Here is a 17,975-nt window from a genome sequence, read left to right on the forward strand (position 1 = left end):
TTGCTACACGCCACGCCAGGAGTTGTCATCGATGTCCACTATCCGCCGCCACGCGCTGCTCGCCTGCGCCTGCGCCCTGCTTGCCGCCTGCACCCCGCTCACGCCGCCGCCCGCATTGAGCACGCCGGTCCCGGCCCCGGTCCCGGTCCCGGCGCAGCCAGCGCTGCCGCAAGACGCACGCGTGCTGCAGATCGCCCCACAGGAATCTCTGCTGACCATTACCGTGCGCCGCAGCGGGCCGCTGGCGCGCCTGGGCCATGACCACGTGATCGCCAGCCACACCCTGCAAGGCACGGTGGCGCCCGCCCTGGGACGGACCGAGTTCCAGTTCCGTCTCGATGAATTAAGCGTGGATGAAGAAGGGCTGCGGCAAAAGGCCGGGTTGACGACGACGCCGTCCGCCGACGCGATTGCCGGCACGCGCCACAATATGCTGGTGCGCGTGCTCGATGCCGAGCGCTATCCGTGGGTGCACATCGCGGCGCGCCGCACGGGCGATAGCAAGGTGCTGGAAGCAGACATCACCCTGCATGGCGTGACGCGCACGGTGCCGGTGTCTGCCGAAATGGTCGAATCGGCCGATGGCAGCAGGCTGCAGGCCAGCGGCAAGCTGCTGTTGAAACAAAGCGATTTCGGCATTACGCCGTTCGCCATCCTGGGCGGCGCGATGGCCGTGCAAGACCAGATGGAACTGGCCTTCCGCATCACGGCCATCGCCGATGGCAAGCAGCAGCTTAGCGCGCCAGGATCAGGCGCAAGCCCAGGCCGATGAAGATGGTGCCAGCCACGCGGTCCAGCCACAGGCCCACGCCAGGATGGCGGTTGACCCACAGACCGATGGCGCCGGAAAAATAGCCCAGCAAGCCGAACAACAGGCAAGCCTGGGCGGTAAACACCAGGCCCAGCTGCGCCGTCTGCCAGGCCACGCTGCCGTGGCCGGCAATCACGAACTGCGGCAGAAAGGACAGGAAAAACAGCACGACTTTCGGATTGATACTGTTGGCGAACAATCCCTTGGCAAACAAACGCCGCAGCGATTCATCGGGCAAGGCTTTGCTGCCATCGACGCGCGCGCCGCCACGGCTGCGTATAGCGCCTATACCCAGCCACACCAGATACAGCCCGCCCGCCACTTTCAAGGCAGTAAAGGCGATCGGCGAGGCGGCCAGCAGGGCCGACACGCCGATGGTCGCCAGCAGGGTGTGCGTGAGGCAACCGAGGGCGCAGCCCAGGCCGAACGCCATGCCCTGGCGCCGGCCGCGCGACATGCCCACGCCCAGCACCATCAGGTTATCAGGGCCGGGACTGGCGGTAATCATCAGGGCCACGCCCAGGAAAGCTAGTAATTGTTCGGGACTCAGCATGGTGCGCGCTCGCAAATAAAAAGCGCCATGATACTGGATGCGCTGCGCACGGCGCGAGGCCGATAGAGAATAGATGTGTTTATGATATCGACTTGCGCGCAGCAGGCACTTGTCGATTAAAATGGCGTATCTCATGCACAGGGCTTGCCGCTTGCATTCCGAGCGCCACTACCGACCTGACCGATGCCAGTCCAACCATCCCCACGCCAGCATGACAGACCTGCCCCGCTCCGGCAGGCGAGGTGGTTAACGATATGGCTGGCGATGGTATTGTGCTCGCTGGTATTGCCATGCCTGGCAGGCGCCGCCCGCGCGCAAGCGCTACCGCAGCCACTTCCACTGACAGTACAAGGCATCCACAATCTGGGCGATAGCGGCCAGCTGTTTTATGCCGACAATTATGCCGACGATGTGCCCCCGGCAGGCGAAACCGGCACGCCGCCTACGACGGCCGCCTTGCCGGCCTGGCTGGCCAGCTTGCGCCCGGCCAGGGAAGTCAATCTGTTCGGCGGCGCTTACTGGCTGTATGCGCAAGTGCGCAACGACAGCGGCGAACAGCACTGGGTCATCGATCCTAACGACACCCTGATCGACCAGGTGGCGATACACGTGTATGAACCCGACGAACCCGGCGCCCCGCTGACCCTGCTGTCGGGCTACCAGCAGCAGCACGATTATCTGCTGCATTACGGCAAGAACGTGCTGCTGGAACCGGGCGTGACCTACCGCGTGCTGATCCGTTTTTCCAGTCCCTATTATGCGCGGGCGCCGCTGTTCGCCGTGACGCCGCAACAGACTTACCGCAAGCTGGTCGGCCGCGAAAACTTTCTGATGGTGGCCTCGATCGGCGCCCTGCTGGCGCTGGGACTGTTCAACTTCTTCATCTTTTCCATCACCCTGGAAAAAGCCTCTTTCTATTACGCGCTCTACGTGCTGACCTATGGCCTGGCCTGGGCCATGACCTTCCACGTCTTCGCCGACCTGTTCGACTGGCACATGCTGTCACTGCACTATGTGCCCTTCTTCCTGCTGCCGGTCTTGAGCACTCTGTTCTATACGCACTTCCTGCGCCTGCGCGACTATTCGCCGCGCCTGGCCCGCATCAGCAAAATCAATCTGATACTGCCGCTGCTGCTCTTGCCCAGCTGCTTTTTCGCGCTGCAATACGCACACGCGCTGGCCACCATCGCCATTACCATCTGGATGGTGCTGGCGCTGACCTGCGGCATCGTCGTCTGGCGGCGCGGTTACCAGCCGGCGCGCTTCTTCGTGCTGGCCTTCATCGCGCTGATATTGCCCGGCTTCATCATCCTGCCGGCCAACCTGGGCCTGATCCCCGCCGTGGTCGGCAATGCCCAGCTGTGGACACTGCTGGGCGGCACCCTCGACGGCCTGCTGCTGGCCTTTGCGCTGGCCGACCAGATCCGCGTGCTGCGCAACAACCTGGAACAGCGGGTGCAGGAGCGTACGCTGGCCCTCACCCTCAGCAATGAAGCGCTGCTGGTCGCCAAGGAACACGCGGAAGTGGTCAGCCGCCACCGCATCGATTTTCTGTCGGCCATGAGCCACGATATCCGCACGCCGCTCGCTGGCGTGATCGGCATGCTCAAGTTCGCCCTGCGCGACCAGTCGGTACGCGGCCGCACGCAGGAATACCTGCGCATCGGCTTGCATAACGGCGTATCGCTGCTGACCATCCTCAACGACATCCTCGACTTTTCCAAGATCGACGCGGGCAAGCTGACCCTGGAAACGGTGGACTTCGACTTGCTGGCGCTGATAGGCGACGCGGCCGGCATCGTGCAGGGCCAGGCCGACGCCAAGAGCCTGCTGCTGCGCCGCGAACTGGCGCTGGACCTGCCCCGCTATGTGCGCGCCGACCCCACGCGCTTGCGCCAGATCCTGATCAACCTGCTGGGCAACGCGATCAAATTCACGGCCAATGGCGAAGTGCTGCTGGAAGTACGGCGCAGCCGCGACAGCCAGCAAGCAGATGTACACCATATCGAATTCGTCATCAGCGACACGGGCGCCGGCATCGACGCCGACACCCTGCCCCGCTTGTTCCAGAAATTCGAGCAGGCCGACCATTCCACCACGCGCCGCTATGGCGGCACGGGGCTGGGCCTGGCCATCTGCAAGGAACTGGTCGAACTGATGCAGGGCACGATAGGCGTGGAAAGCCGGGTCGGCATTGGTTCGCGCTTCCATTTCAGCCTGCCGCTGGCCGAAGGCAGTGCGCCGCCGCCGGACGCCCGCCAGGCGCCGCGCCAGGCGCACCATGCCTGCCGTTTGCACATCCTGTGCGCGGAAGACGTACGCACCAACCAGATCATCATCGGCACGCTGCTGGAAAGCATGGGCCACGACGTCACCATCGTGGAAAATGGCGACGAAGCGCTGCGCGCACTGGCCAGCGGCAGCTACGATTGCGTGCTGATGGATGGCCGCATGCCACTGATGGATGGCGAACAGGCCGCGCGCCTGATACGCGCAGGCGGCAACGCCAGCTACCCCATCCCTGATGCGCGCATCCCCATCATTGCACTGACGGCCAACGCCAGCGAACATGACCGCCAGCGCTACCTCGATGCGGGCATGGACGACTTCCTCAGCAAACCGGTCGACGAAGCGCTGCTGTTCCAGAAAATCGACGCGGTGATCGACCTGCTGCTGGCGCGCGGCCATGCGCTGCCGCCAGCCACCCCAGCGCCAGCATCCGAGCCGGCGCTGGAAGACGATGCGCTGGCGCGCCAGTTTGGCTTAGCCGAGACAGAAGACGGCGCTGCCGACGACGACGGGTTGCCGCTAGACCTGCTGACGCAGCCGGTGCACATCCTGCCGCTGGCCGGCCTGTCGCCGCAGCATTTGCAGCGCATCGCGCAAGCGTTCCTAGATGAAGCCCCGCGCCGCTTCGACCTGGCGCGCCATGCGGTCCATGATGGCAACGCCAGCGCGGCAGCGGCCGCCTTTCACGCGCTGAAAGGCAGCGCCGGTTATCTGAGCCACCCTACCCTGCACAGCCTGTGCCACCAGATGGAAACCCTGGCTGCGGATGGACAGCTCGATGAGGTGGAAGAGCGCCTGCCGCAAGTACAGGCGGCGCTGGCCGCGGCGCGCCGCGATTTGAGCCAGCCAGACCCCTCGAACTTCAATTAACGCAAAAATCCTACACCGCGCACCCATTCCAGGAACAGTTGCGGCCAGACGGCCGGCTCGCTGCCTGGCTTGCCCAGGCCCCAGCCATGGCCGCCCTGCTGGAACATCTGCAGCTTGACGGGCACGCCTGCCTTGCGCAAGGCTTCGTGCATCAGCCGGCTATTTTCAGGCGGCGAAATCGGATCATCCTCGGCTTGCGCCAAAAACACCGGCGGCATCTGCGCCGCCACTTGCAGCTCCACCGACATGGCGTCGCGCTCGGTCCGCGTAGGGTGGGCGCCCAGCAGCTCTTTCTTGGCATGCGTGGTGTCGTACGGCTTTTGCATGGTCAGCACGGGGTACAGCAGCACGGCGAAATCGGGCCGCGCCGAGAGCGTGTCGACAGCATCGACCGGCGCATACAAGGGCGCCGCCGGCCGGGCCGCCGTCATGCCCGCCAGATGGCCGCCAGCGGAAAAGCCCAGTATGCCGATGCGCGCAGGGTCGATATGCCACTCGCCGGCGTGCGCGCGGATCAGCCGCATAGCGCGCTGGCCATCCTGGAACGGCGCCGCCACGCCGCCGCCTTCTTGCGGCAAGCGGTACACCAGCTCAAAGGCGCTGATGCCCTGCGACTGCAGCCAGGCCGCCGTCGGCCCACTTTCCTTGCCCGCTTCGATATGCGCATAACCGCCGCCGCTGATCAGCAGCACGGCCGTGCCATTCGGTTGCGCGGGGCGGTGCACGATCAGATAAGGCTGCGCCACCTGGGTGATCGAACCTTTGCCGGTTTCACGCTGCGGCCCCGGCGCCGCGCCGCCCGGAGGCGAGCCTGGCCACAGGGGAATGGTGGCCGTTTGCTGCGCGGCGGCGCTACCGAGAGCGGTGGCAAATAGAACAAACAGGGACAGACTTTTCATGCGTGCTCCAACAAGGCAGGGACAGGGAAACGCCATCATAGCAAGCTGGCGCCCGGGCGGGCGCCGGCACACTGTCACGGCATCCGTCTTTTCCAGTTGGGTTTAAAAATCCTTCTCGCCCTGGATCACCGCTGGATACCCCGTCATGGCGCGCGAAGTTTGCATGCCCGCCATCACGGCCGCTTCCACGCAGCCCGCATTCAAGCCCGTCCTGATCCAGTCGCCCGTCAGGAACAGGTTGGCAAAGCCTGACTGCTCCGTCGTCAGCCGGTATTGCGTGCTGCCCACCACCGACATCACGTAGCGCTCGGAGGGATCGACGTTGGCGCGCCAGTACTGGCTGTCGAAACGCGCCGGGCCGCTGCCCTCTTTGGCGTCGATCAGCCATTGCCAAGGGAAGGCAGCGCCCGCCCCCGCTTCCGGCCACAGGGCGCCGATCTGCGTACTTAACTGGTGCACGGCGCCCTGCTTCGCGCGTTCCGCGCAGCGGGCCGGAAAACCCGTGTCCGTCACGGGCGGGTAACTGTCGACCGGGAAGGCGCTGCAAAAATAAGACACGTTCTTCGGTTCCAGGCCGGCCGGCCAGTCTTCGTGCACCAGCAACTGGTCCATCGGCGCCCACGTATCATACGGCTCCGTGAAGGCCGACAGTACTGGTTGTTGCCCCTTGGGCTGATAGGTCCAGCCCATCTGCCTTAAATCCTTGTTCAGCCAGACCTGGTAAGCCTGCGTGGCCACCGTTTTTACCTTGTCGGCCGCCAGTTGCAGGGCCGGGCTTTGCGCCAGCAATTGCGGGCACAGGGCCGGCAGCGAGCCGATCGAAATACCGAACACCACCTTGTCGAAATCGACGCCCTTCTGCAAGACCGTGACGGGCAGCGGCTGGCCGAACGCCTGCTGGTATTGCTGCGGCCAGTCGCTCCAGTACGATTCCAGGTTGATGTCTTGTGCTTGCAGCAGAGCCGCCTGCGCCGGGTCGATCTGTGCGTAATCGGGTGCGCTGGGCCAGCAGGCCAGGCCTTTCACATCGACCAGCGGCGCATAGCCGGCAGCCGTATCCTTCAACTGTACCTGTTCGGTGATGCGGATGCTGTCGATCTCACCATGCAGCGGCACCAGTTCTTCCACGCGCTGGAAGAACTTGAACTTGACGCCGCGTTTTTGCAGCACCTCGTACAGCGGCGTGAAAATGGTGTCGCCCATGCCGGCCTGCATCTTGAACATGATGCCGCCCTTGTAGGCCAGGCCGATGCGCGCCATCGACCGCAATAGCGTGCCAGCCTCGATATTGGGCTTGCCAAAGTCGCCGCCCTCGTAGGCAAACACCAGGTCGTAAAAGCCGCGCACGGGCGCCGAATTGACGCTGAACTGCTCGTCGCCGCCATGCTTGCGCAGCCAGGCACGGAAATCGATATCGTTGATGACATCGAAACCGTGCTTGAACACGCCGTCTTCAAACATGCCCTTCATGACCGTGATGCCCAGGTCCAGGCAGGTAAACAGCCGGCGCAAGCGATCGTCGCCATCGATTTTGCTGCGGTAGCGCAAACGCAGCCAGGCACGGATGCCGCTCAAGCTACTGGCCAGCAGCTGGTGGCGCGCCGCGTCGTGCTTGCGCGAGTCGGGCGCCAGGTCGGCCACCAGCGCCACCAGCGCGCCCACCGACAGGCCCACGTCCAGCCCCAGTTCATCGACCTTGCCCACTGCCTCGTCGGCCAGGCGCCGCAGCCAGCCGGGCCAAGGATCACCACTACCCGCGCCACTGGCGGCTGCCGTGGCGATGCGCGCATCGGCCGCCGCCACCTTGCGGATATCGCCTATCCACTGTTCGATCCAGCCCACCATCGCCACCGCCATCTGCCACAGGGTGATGTCTTCGCCGCCGACACCCGGCTCGCCCGGCAAGGTGGGGAATACGATGGACCAGTTGCGCCAGCCGCCCTTGACGTCTTCGGACAAGGCCACGTAATCGTGCTGCTTGAAGGCGTCGCGCCAGGTGGCCAGGGGCGAGCCGGCCGGCCGCTCCAGGCTGGCGTAGGCTTCCTTGATCATCCTGAAGGCATTCGCGTAGAAACCGAACCAGATATGCAGGCCGTGTTCCTCGATGCGCTGGCCGATGGCGGCATTGCGCCCGCTGGCGCCCTTGCCTCCCAAACGCCAGCCCAGCTGGTACAGCGTGATCTCGCGCTCGTTTTGCCAGCCCGGCTGATTGGTCAAATAATACGCCGCCGTCATCGATGCCACGCCACCGCCCAGGATGGCGATTTTTTCCGGTGCAATGCGGGAATTGTCGACCAGCTCTTCGCCCGGCATGGCTGTAAAGTCAAAATTCACATTGAAGGGCAAGATAGCCTGCTGCGGTCCCAGCTTCAGGCCCAGGGTCTCATTAAGCGGAAAACTGTCGAAGGCATGCAAGGTACATTCGTACTCAAACCCCAGCAGGCGGGCGCTGTGCAGGCGGTTGATGGTGGCCGGCGCCGCCACCAGCGCCTGATACACGGCTTTCACGCCTGCGCTGTCGGGAAACTGCTTGAGGAAGATCTGGTCGATGCGGGGATTGCGCAGCAGCGACAGGATATCTTGCCAGCCTGCCGCATCGAGATCGAAAAAGTCGGGAATCGACAGGAAGATCTTGAACGCCTGCTCGATCAATTCCAGGAAACTGTTGACGGGCTTGTGCGGCCCCTTCCGCACGGTGGCGTTGACTTCCAGCAGCGGGTGCAGCGCCAGCTTTGTTTCCGGCGAAAAATGCTGGAAACCCTTGGCCGCCACGGAACAGCGCAGCGGCTCGCTGCCGGCAGCGGGAATCTCGTACTCGCACAGGTATTTCGGGTAACCGAACAGCTCGCGCCCATTGATCAGGGCCATCGCATCGTCGACAAAAATATGGCAGGGATACCAATAAATATGCGCCAGCTTGTCCTTGGCGTCCATCTGGCCCACCATGATCCAGGTCACGATATCGACTTCCGTGATCCAGCCCTTGGCCTGGTCGACCGGGTTGGCGGAATCGGCGTGATTGACGCGCGTAAAGGTCAGCATCACATACGGCGACAAGGCCTTCAGGCGCATGCGCTTGCCTGCCACCTGGTTCAAGGTCGTGTTGACCGTCGCTTGCAGCTTCGCCAGCTCGCCCTTGACGAAATAGCCAAACATTTCAGACTGTTTCAATTGCAGCGGCGAGTGCATCATCACCGAACCGCCCTGGTAAATATAAGAAGGTCTTGCCGTCATCGTTGCACCCTGGATTTGATTTCAATCAAACAATATTCTCTTAGTGTGCCAGAGAATGAAAGATTAATGATATGAAATAAATTAAACAATTTGCCAATATGCATAGGCTCAGCGGTAGGAGGGAGACAGCAGCTTGAGCGCGTCCGGTGTAGCATGAAGACCTGACTACTTTCACTGTGGAATGAAGATGACGATGGAGATGATCACGACCGACTATGTATCCACGTATTCGGGCAACCGTTTTTATCCGCTGCGGCCCCATATCGACAAGGTAGCCATCGAAGATATCGCGCACGGGCTCGCTTATCAGTGCCGCTTCAATGGCCAGACGCAAGTGTTTTATTCCGTCGCCCAGCACAGCCTGATCGTGGCCGAACTGGTGCCGCCACGGCTCAAGCTGGCCGCCTTGCTGCACGATGCGGCCGAAGCCTATCTGGGCGACATGGTGAAACCGTTGAAAGTACTGTTGCCACAATTTTCCGTACTGGAAGACAAGGTCAGCGCCATCATCGCCGCCACCTATGGCCTCGACTTTTCCGATTACGCCCCCATCAAGCGCGCCGACCTGATTGCGCTGGCGACAGAAAAACGCGACCTGATGCCGCATTCCGTCGAGCGCTGGGCTTACCTTGACGGCATCGCCCCCTTGCCCGCTATAATTGTGGCCATGGATCCCAGTGTCGCAAAGCAACGTTTTTTGCAATGCTTTGCGCAATTGCAGGCTCATCGCATCGATAGTGGGCTAGTGTAAGCCCCATGGCGCCACGTCCCACTCATCAGCCTCCAAAGCTAAGTCCACGTTTTTACAGGACTTTTTCAGATATCCACAGCAACTGTGGATAAAGTTGTTGATAAGCCCCTCTTGACAAGCCGCAAAGCCAGCACTGATGCGGGCTTCAACAATTTGCCGTTTTCACAGGCAATATTTTTACTGAATAAAATCAATGACTTGCAAGGTGGATATTGCCCAACAACAAAGTTGCCTGGGCTCATGAAAAATATATTTTGCTGTGCATAAGCAATCGATCTGCAGACGTTCATCCGGCGTGCCCGTACGCTTGAATGCAGCCTTTTGACAAAGCGTGCACACTAGTATGGTGTGGCTCTCGCGCCGCACGATCACCGCAGGGGAAAGCATGAACTCCAATACAGCAAGCGACAGCGCCGCCACGGCGGCTGACGATCCCGACTGGCTGGTGGACGACCCGCAAGCTGACGGCCAGGCAGCATCCGACGCCGCACAGGCAGCGGCGCCATGGCGCGTCTTGATCGTCGACGACGATGTCGACGTGCACGTAGTCACCAAGTTCGCTCTCAGCCAGGCCAGTTTCCAGGGCCGGCGCCTGAGCTTTCTGCACGCCTATTCAGGCGCCGAGGCGCTTGCCGTGCTGCGCAACACACCCGACGTCGCCGTTGTGTTGCTCGATGTGATCATGGAAAGCCAGGATGCAGGCCTGCAAGTGGCGCGCCAGATCCGTGAAGACTTGCACAACCGCGCCGTGCGCATCATCCTGCGTACCGGCCAGCCGGGGCAAGCGCTGGAACACCGCATCATCGTCGACTACGACATCAACGATTTCTGGTGCAAGACAGACTTGACCACGCGCAAACTATTTACGACCGTCATCTCGTCGCTGCGCACTTATGCCAGCCTGTGTGAAGCACAGCAGCAAGTGGCTGATCTGACGGCAGCACTGGAACATCAGTGCAGCAGGCACTGAGCGCAACAGAACGACTTCTGGTTAAAAACATGCACACTGGATGGGCATACAGTCCTGCTGCGCAGGCCATCTGCGCGTGGCGCATAAGCGGCAGAGCGCGCCGTTTTGATCAAAATCATCTAAGTAGCGGATTGTTAAGCCATTTTTCAGATATCCACACGGACTGTGGATATCTTTGTGGATAAGGACCTATTGACAGCCCTCAAAGCCACAGCCAGTGCGGGTTTCAATAAACTGCTCAATCAAACAGCAAAAATAAATCCATTAAAAATCAAACACTTACAAAATCACACATAATCACAGGAAAATTATTTCACGAATTTCGCTAACCCATCATTTGTGCATAACTGAGCCACCATGAACAATTCGACAACGCCAGATTATGCTCTACAGCAACATCTGTTGTCAGTGCAGCGAGGGGCGCCGGCGCTCCGGCTGCAACAGCACCCGTTCGATCAAGTCAGGGTCGATATTGTATGACTTCAGGTATTCCAAGGCGCACAAGGTGCTGAACGCCGCCTGCACGGCAATGCCCATATTGACGATGTCGCACATCGTTTGATCGGTGCGCGCATGCGGTATCAACTTGCTGACCGGCATATGCAATGTTTGAGAAGAACTAGGCATGATGGGCTTGCTCCTGCAGAAGGGAAAGGCGGAAGGAGTGCGCATGAAGGGACCAGCGCGTGGGAAGACAGCGAAAGTATTGCCGATAAATTCTCGATGTCAATGACAGGCAAACATGAAGCCAGACTTTTTCCACCCGGACTTGTCAAGTCGCCCCGCGCTGGAAAAATCGTGGACAAGCAAGCGCTGGCGCAGCGATAATCGGGCATGCCCCCTCCCCTGCCATCGCCCCCACCCAGCGCGGCCGCCAGCGACGCTGTGCCTGCTCCACGTCCCCGGCCCGCCTCGCTTGCCGACCTGTTTTTCTCTTTTACCTGGCTGGCCCTGCAAGGCTTTGGCGGCGTGCTGGCAGTAGTCCAGCGCGAACTGGTCGAGCGCAAGCGCTGGCTGACCCAGGAGGAATTCCTGGAAGACTGGGCCGTGGCGCAAATCATGCCCGGACCCAACGTTGCCAATCTGTCACTGATGGTCGGTGGCCGTTATTTCGGACTGAAAGGCGCACTGACGGCGCTGGCCGGCATGCTGGCCGCGCCGCTCGTCGTCGTGCTGATACTGGGCGTGCTGTACACGCGCTTCGGCGCCCATCCGCAAGTCATCGGCGCGCTGCGCGGCATGGCCGCCGTCTCGGCCGGCATGATAGGGGCCACCGGCTTGAAGCTGGCCGCCGCACTGAACAAGCATCCGCTGCCGCTGTGGCTGACCCTGCCCTTCGCCGCGCTGGGCGTGCTGATGGTGGCCATCCTGCACTGGCCTTTGTTCTACATCCTGCTGGGCCTGGGCGGCATCGGCTGCGTGCTGACCTACCGGAAGCTGGCGCCATGAACCCGCCCATTCATTTGGTACTGAGCGCGGCAGACTGGCTGAACCTGTTCGGCCACTATCTGCTGCTGTCCCTGATGTCGATCGGCGGCGCCATCTCCACCACCTCCGAAATGCACCGTTTCCTGGTGGAACAGCAAGGCTGGCTGACGCAAGCCCAGTTCAACGAGTCCGTCGCCATTGCCCAGGCGGCACCCGGCCCCAACGTGCTGTTTGTCGCCCTGATGGGCTGGAACGTGGGTTTGAATGCGGGCAGCTACACGGCGGCCTACCTGGGCGTCTTCGTCACTATGGTCGGCATCATGCTGCCCAGCACCACCCTGACCTATGTCGCAGCCCAGTGGGGCTACCGCAACCGCGACCTGCGCGCCGTGCGTGCTTTCAAGCAAGGCATGGTGCCCATCGTCATCGCCCTCTTGATTTCCACCGGCATGATTTTAGGCGGCGCCAACCACAATCTCAGCACCGACTGGCCGCTGTGGACGCTGTCCATCGTGGCTGGCCTGATCATCTGGCGCACGAAAATCCACCTGCTGTGGCTGCTGGCAGCAGGCGCCGTGCTGGGCTGGTACCAGCTGGTGTAATCCTACACCGCCAGATGGCGCTTGACGTCTTCTCCATCCATCTGCACGGCATTTCCACTGGCCACCACATTGCCGCGCGAGAGCACGATAAAGTCGTCGGCCAGTTCGCGGGCGAAATCGAAATACTGTTCGCACAGCACGATGGCCATGTCGCCGCGCTGTTTCAGCAAGGAAATGACCCTGCCGATATCCTTGATCACGGACGGCTGTATGCCTTCTGTCGGCTCATCGAAAATGATCAGTTGCGGTTCAGCCAGCAAGGCGCGGGCAATCGCCAGTTGCTGCTGCTGGCCGCCCGACAGGTCGCCGCCACGCCGCCGCAGCATTTCCTTGAGCACCGGAAACAGCTCGTACACCTGGCCATCGATGCGCGACGCCTGCCGTCCGCTCTTGACGGCCATGCCCATCAAGAGGTTTTCCTCGACCGTCAGGCGGGCAAAGATGTCTCGCCCCTGCGGCACATAGGCAATGCCCAGCCTGGCGCGCGCGTGCGGCGACAGTTTCGTGATGTCGCGCCCGTTTAGCACCACCGAACCGGTCGCTACCGGCAGCACGCCCATCAGGCATTTGAGCAAGGTCGTCTTGCCGACACCATTGCGTCCCAGCAAGGCCAGGCATTCACCTTTCCTGGCCGCCAGCGAAATACCGCGCAAGGTATGCGAGGAACCATAGTATTGATGCAACTGTTCGACTTCCAGCATCGCAGCTTCCTTTACCTTCCTAAATAAACTTCGATCACGCGTTCGTCGGCCTGCACCTCGCTCATGCGGCCCTGGGCCAGCACGGCGCCCTCGTGCAGCACGGTCACGATGCCCTGCCCGGCAATCTCCGTGACAAAACCCATGTCGTGCTCGACTACCATGATGGAATGCTTGCCGCGCAACTCGCCCAGCAATTCGGCCGTACGCGCCGTTTCCGCGTCCGACATGCCAGCCACGGGTTCGTCGAGCAGGATCAGTTGCGGCTCCTGCATCAAGAGCATGCCGATTTCCAGCCATTGCTTTTGTCCATGCGACAACAAGCCAGCCAGGCGCCCCTGCTGGCCATGCAGGCGTATCAGCTGCAAGATGGCCTCGATCTTGCCTTCCTGCTCGGAACTCAGGCGGGCAAACAGGGTGGCCGCCACGCGCTTGTCCATCTTCATCGCCAGCTCCAGGTTGTCGAACACCGTATGCTGTTCGAACACGGTGGGACGCTGGAACTTGCGGCCTATGCCGGCGTGGGCAATCTCGGCTTCCGTCATGCTGGCCAGGTTCATGGTTTGCCCGAACCAGGCCGTACCGGAACTGGGACGGGTCTTGCCGGTGATCACGTCCATCATGGTGGTCTTGCCTGCGCCATTCGGCCCGATGATGCAGCGCAGCTCACCGACCGAAATATCCAGGCTCAGCTTGTTGAGCGCCCTGAAACCGTCAAACGAGACGGTAATATCTTCCAGGTAAAGAATCGCGCCATGCGTGGTGTCAAGCCCCTCGCCCTTGACCCGTGCATACGATGGACCTGCCTCGGCACTGGCCATGCCGGCTAGCATGCGGATACTCATGCGGCCTCCTTGTCCACGCCGGCGGCCTTGCCACGCCGCCATTGTTTCAACACGCCCAGCATGCCTTGCTGCATGAATAGCGTAACCACGATGAATAACAATCCCAGCGCAAACAGCCACAATTCAGGCAAGGCCGCCGTAAACCAGCTCTTCAGGCCATTCACGGTGAAAGCGCCCAGGATGGGGCCGATCAGGGTGCCGCGCCCGCCGACTGCCACCCAGACCACCATCTCGATCGAGTTGGCCGGCGACATTTCCGACGGGTTGATGATGCCCACCTGCGGCACGTACAGGGCGCCGGCTATGCCGCACAGCACGGCCGACAAGGTCCACACGAACAGCTTGAACCACAGCGGGTTGTAGCCGAGAAACATCAGCCTTGCCTCGCTGTCGCGCACGCCCTGCAGGACGCGGCCCAGCTTGGAGCGCACGATGGCGCGCGCACCCACCAGTGCGGCCAGCAAGAAGGCCAGGGTCAGCAGGAACAGCACGGCCTTGGTGGCGGGCGCCGTCACGCTGTAGCCGAGGATGGTCTTGAAGTCCGTAAAACCGTTATTGCCGCCAAAGCCGGTGTCATTGCGGAAGAACAAAAGCATGAAGGCATACGTCATGGCCTGCGTGATGATGGAAAAATACACGCCCTTGATACGCGATCGGAAGGCAAAATAGCCGAACACAAAGGCCAGCACACCGGGCACCAGCAGCACCAGCGCCATGCAATACCAGAAATGTTCCGTGAAAGCCCAGTACCAGGGATAGGTTTTCCAGTCCAGGAACACCATGAAATCGGGCAAGCTGCTGTGATACTGGCCTTGCGCACCGATGGCGCGCATCAGATACATGCCGTGCGCATAGGCGCCCAGCGCAAAAAATACGCCATGGCCCAGCGACAAGATGCCCGTATAGCCCCAGACCAGGTCCAGCGCCAGCGCGGCCAGCGCATAGCACATGAACTTGCCCACCAGCGCCACCGTATAAGCGGACACATGCAGCATATGCCCGTCAGGAAACATCAGATTACAGACTGGCAGCAAGGCCGCCAGCACGCTGAAGGCGGCAATGACCGCCCACATGAGCCGCGAAAACAGGCCCTGATAGCCCCTGAGTGAGTTCATCATTCGACGCTGCGTCCTTTCATGGCAAACAGGCCTTGCGGGCGGCGCTGGATGAAAATAATGATGAACACCAGGATGGCGATCTTGGCCAGCACGGCGCCCGCCACCGGCTCCAGGAATTTATTGACTTCGCCCAGGCCCAGTGCGGCGATCACCGTGCCTGCCAATTGCCCCACGCCGCCCAGCACCACCACCATGAAAGAGTCGACGATATAGCTTTGCCCCAGGTCCGGCCCCACATTGCCCAGCTGCGACAAGGCCACGCCGCCCAGGCCGGCAATGCCGGAACCGAGGCCGAAGGTCAGCATGTCGATCTTGCCGGTGGCCACGCCCACGCAATCGGCCATGCGGCGGTTTTGCGTGACGGCCCGCAAGAACAGGCCCAGCCGCGTTTTATTGAGAATCAGCCACACCGCGATCACCACCAAGGCCGCGAACACGATGATGGCCAGGCGGTTGTACGGCAGCACCAGGCCGCCCAGTACCGTCACACCACCCGACATCCAAGCCGGGTTGGCCACTTCCACGTTTTGCGCGCCGAAAATCGTGCGCACTGCCTGCATCAAGATCAGGCTGATGCCCCAGGTGGCCAGCAAGGTTTCTAGCGGCCGTCCATACAGCCAGCGGATGACAGTGCGTTCAAGCACGATGCCGACCAGGCCCGCCACCAGGAAGGCGGCAGGCAGGGCGGCAAACAGATAAGCATCCTGCATGCCGGGCAAGAACTTGCGAAAAAACAGCTGGCACAGATAGGTGGTGTAAGCGCCTATCATCAGCAGCTCGCCATGCGCCATATTGATGATGCCCATCAAGCCAAAGGTGATGGCCAGGCCCAGCGCCGCCAGCAGCAGCACGCTGCCCAGCGAGATGCCGTAGAACACATTGCCTGCCACTTCCATGCGCCACACGCGCCCCTTGATCTGGTGCATGGTTTCAATCGCGGCCAGTTGCACGCCTTGATCGGGTTCGCCGGGCTTGCCATCGGCGCCCTTGTCCAGCATGGCTTGCAAGGTAGTCAGCAAACGCGCGTCGCTGCTGCCGGCTAGCGCCTGCACGGCTAATTTGCGCGTGGCCGCATCGGGCGCGTGCAGATTGGCGCTGGCGATCAGCACTTGCAATATCTGCCGGATTTCGGCATCGCTCTCCTGCACCAGCGCCTTGCGTATCAAGGGAATTTGCGCGGGGTCGACAGCTTGTTGCAACTCTTGCGCCGCAGCCAGGCGCTGGGCACGGTCTGGCGCCAGCAGCTTCAGGCCCGACAAGGCGCCCTCCACTGCCGCCCGCAAACGGTTGTTGACCATCAGACCATCGATGCCATCGGGTATGGCCACCTTTTGCCCCGTGGCAGCATCTTCGGCTTGCTCGCCGTCAACGATAAACAGCTTGCCATCGGGCGTGGCATACAAGGTCTCCGCCTGCAAGGCCTGCAGCAGACGCATGGCTTCCGGTGTGGCCAGGGCCGCGATACCGGACACGGCGGCGATCCGTGCGTCGGGATCGTCGCCGGTCAAAGGTTTGAGCAAGCCGGGATCGATGGCCGCCTGGGCCAGCGACGACAGGCACAGGCAGGCGAGCGCCAGCAATGGTGAAAAGAGCCGCATGTAAATTCCCAAGAAAGATGGCGCACGGCGACGCTTGGCAAGACTAAAAAATCTTACAAACCCTGCTTGCCCTCGTTGCCCTTGATATACGGACTCCAGGGCTGGGCGCGTATAGTCTCCTTGGTTTTCCACACGACATTGAACTGCCCATCGGCCTTGATCTCGCCTATCATCACGGGCTTGTGCAGATGGTGGTTGGTGGCGTCCATGCTCAAGGTAAAGCCGGACGGCGCCTTGAAGCTCTGGCCAGCCATGGCCGCAATCACCTTGTCGGTATCGGTCGACTTGGCTTTCTCGACGGCCTGCGCCCACATGTGGATGCCGACATAGGTCGCTTCCATCGGGTCGTTGGTGACGACCGAGCCTGCATTGGGCAGCTTTTGCGCCACCGCATACGCCTTCCACTGCTTGATGAAGGCCGCATTCACGGGATTCTTGAGCGACTCGAAATAATTCCAGGCCGCCAGGTGGCCCAATAAAGGCTTGGTATCGATGCCGCGCAGCTCTTCCTCGCCCACCGAAAACGCCACCACCGGCACATCGGTGGCCTTCAAGCCTGCATTGCCCAGTTCCTTGTAGAACGGCACATTCGAATCGCCATTGATGGTGGAAATGACGGCCGTCTTGCCGCCGGCGGCAAACTTCTTGATATTGGCGACGATGGTTTGATAGTCAGCATGGCCGAATGGCGTGTAGACCTCGCTGATATCGCTATCCTTGACTCCCTTGCTTTTCAAATAGGCGCGCAAAATCTTGTTGGTGGTGCGCGGGTACACATAATCCGTTCCCAGCAGCACAAAGCGCTTGGCGCCGCCGCCATCCTTGCTCATCAGGTATTCCACCGCCGGGATCGCCTGCTGATTCGGTGCGGCGCCCGTATAAAACACATTCTTTTCCAGCTCTTCGCCCTCATATTGCACCGGGTAAAACAGCAGGCTATTGAGTTCCTTGAACACAGGCAAGACGGATTTGCGCGACACCGAAGTCCAGCAGCCAAACACCACGGCCACCTTGTCTTGCGCCACCAGCTGGCGCGCCTTTTCCGCAAACAGCGGCCAGTTGGACGCAGGATCGACCACCACCGGCTCCAGCTTCCTGCCCAGCACGCCACCCTTGGCATTGATCTCCGCAATCGTCATCAAGGCCACGTCTTTCAGCGAGGTTTCGGAAATCGCCATGGTGCCCGACAAGGAGTGCAAGATGCCCACCTTGATCGTATCGGCAGCCCAGGCCGGTTGCGTCAATAAGGACGCGGTCAGTGCCAATGCGCCTGCTGCTGCCGCTTTCAAGATGATGCGTCGTGACATAT

At 61.3% G+C, this 17,975-nt stretch carries 15 protein-coding genes; 6 read left to right on the forward strand and 9 right to left on the reverse strand.

What is annotated here, in order from left to right; genetic code table 11:
* Window positions 1-31 precede the first annotated feature (31 nt).
* Entirely contained in the window at window positions 32-772 is a 741-nt protein-coding gene (locus HDE72_RS18455; protein ID WP_260176787.1) for a YceI family protein, read from the forward strand.
* Here HDE72_RS18455 and HDE72_RS18460 read toward each other — a convergent pair.
* Entirely contained in the window at window positions 735-1,364 is a 630-nt protein-coding gene (locus HDE72_RS18460; protein WP_183743611.1) for a LysE family translocator, read from the reverse strand. The two genes, HDE72_RS18455 and HDE72_RS18460, sit on opposite strands and share 38 nt — an antisense overlap.
* 264 nt (window positions 1,365-1,628) lie before the next feature.
* Between HDE72_RS18460 and HDE72_RS18465 the strand changes: the two genes are divergently transcribed.
* A complete protein-coding gene (locus HDE72_RS18465; RefSeq protein ID WP_183743613.1) occupies window positions 1,629-4,523 on the forward strand; it encodes a hybrid sensor histidine kinase/response regulator in 2,895 nt (964 codons plus the stop codon).
* Here the strand turns inward: HDE72_RS18465 and HDE72_RS18470 are convergent.
* Together HDE72_RS18470 and HDE72_RS18475 are read right to left on the reverse strand one after the other, a co-directional pair.
* Window positions 4,520-5,422: an alpha/beta hydrolase gene (locus HDE72_RS18470; RefSeq protein WP_260176788.1), complete on the reverse strand. Its 903-nt coding sequence runs from the start codon at window positions 5,420-5,422 to the stop codon at window positions 4,520-4,522. The two genes, HDE72_RS18465 and HDE72_RS18470, sit on opposite strands and share 4 nt — an antisense overlap.
* 102 nt (window positions 5,423-5,524) lie before the next feature.
* Window positions 5,525-8,656, reverse strand: a complete 3,132-nt coding sequence (locus HDE72_RS18475; protein WP_183743617.1) for an NAD(P)-binding protein — start codon at window positions 8,654-8,656, stop codon at window positions 5,525-5,527.
* Between the two features lie 187 nt (window positions 8,657-8,843).
* Here HDE72_RS18475 and HDE72_RS18480 point away from each other — a divergent pair, with 187 nt between their 5' ends.
* Together HDE72_RS18480 and HDE72_RS18485 are read left to right on the forward strand one after the other, a co-directional pair.
* Complete coding sequence (locus HDE72_RS18480) at window positions 8,844-9,407, forward strand: phosphohydrolase (protein WP_260176789.1); 564 nt, start codon at window positions 8,844-8,846, stop codon at window positions 9,405-9,407.
* Window positions 9,408-9,792: 385 nt separating this feature from the next.
* The gene (locus tag HDE72_RS18485) at window positions 9,793-10,377 is read left to right on the forward strand and encodes a response regulator (protein ID WP_260176790.1); all 585 of its coding nucleotides are present in this window, start codon (window positions 9,793-9,795) and stop codon (window positions 10,375-10,377) included.
* Between the two features lie 405 nt (window positions 10,378-10,782).
* Here the strand turns inward: HDE72_RS18485 and HDE72_RS18490 are convergent, their stop codons facing one another.
* A complete protein-coding gene (locus HDE72_RS18490; protein WP_260176791.1) occupies window positions 10,783-11,004 on the reverse strand; it encodes a hypothetical protein in 222 nt (73 codons plus the stop codon).
* A 207-nt stretch (window positions 11,005-11,211) separates the two neighbouring features.
* On the opposite strand from HDE72_RS18490, the gene HDE72_RS18495 reads away from it, so the two are divergent.
* Complete coding sequence (locus HDE72_RS18495) at window positions 11,212-11,826, forward strand: chromate transporter (protein WP_183743619.1); 615 nt, start codon at window positions 11,212-11,214, stop codon at window positions 11,824-11,826.
* Window positions 11,823-12,407: a chromate transporter gene (locus tag HDE72_RS18500; RefSeq protein ID WP_183743621.1), complete on the forward strand. Its 585-nt coding sequence runs from the start codon at window positions 11,823-11,825 to the stop codon at window positions 12,405-12,407. The genes HDE72_RS18495 and HDE72_RS18500 overlap by 4 nt, the downstream gene beginning before the upstream one ends.
* A gap of 2 nt (window positions 12,408-12,409) precedes the next feature.
* Here the strand turns inward: HDE72_RS18500 and urtE are convergent, their stop codons facing one another.
* Genes urtE through urtA form a run of 5 tightly spaced genes read right to left on the reverse strand, consistent with a single transcriptional unit; the run spans window position 12,410 to window position 17,973 of the window.
* Window positions 12,410-13,108, reverse strand: coding sequence for an urea ABC transporter ATP-binding subunit UrtE (gene urtE / locus HDE72_RS18505; protein ID WP_183743623.1), 699 nt, complete (start codon window positions 13,106-13,108; stop codon window positions 12,410-12,412).
* Window positions 13,109-13,119: 11 nt separating this feature from the next.
* On the reverse strand, window positions 13,120-13,950 hold the full coding sequence (urtD, locus tag HDE72_RS18510) for an urea ABC transporter ATP-binding protein UrtD (protein WP_260176792.1): 831 nt from the start codon (window positions 13,948-13,950) through the stop codon (window positions 13,120-13,122).
* Window positions 13,947-15,065 carry an urea ABC transporter permease subunit UrtC gene (gene urtC / locus HDE72_RS18515; protein ID WP_183743787.1) on the reverse strand — a complete coding sequence of 373 codons (1,119 nt, stop codon included), beginning with the start codon at window positions 15,063-15,065 and terminating at the stop codon, window positions 13,947-13,949. Before urtC ends, urtD begins: the two co-directional genes overlap by 4 nt.
* Complete coding sequence (gene urtB, locus HDE72_RS18520) at window positions 15,065-16,666, reverse strand: urea ABC transporter permease subunit UrtB (protein WP_183743628.1); 1,602 nt, start codon at window positions 16,664-16,666, stop codon at window positions 15,065-15,067. Before urtB ends, urtC begins: the two co-directional genes overlap by 1 nt.
* A 53-nt stretch (window positions 16,667-16,719) precedes the next feature.
* Window positions 16,720-17,973, reverse strand: coding sequence for an urea ABC transporter substrate-binding protein (gene urtA / locus HDE72_RS18525; RefSeq protein ID WP_183743630.1), 1,254 nt, complete (start codon window positions 17,971-17,973; stop codon window positions 16,720-16,722).
* Window positions 17,974-17,975: the final 2 nt, after the last annotated feature.

Source organism: Janthinobacterium saanense (assembly GCF_014200675.1).
Classification (GTDB): domain Bacteria; phylum Pseudomonadota; class Gammaproteobacteria; order Burkholderiales; family Burkholderiaceae_D; genus Janthinobacterium.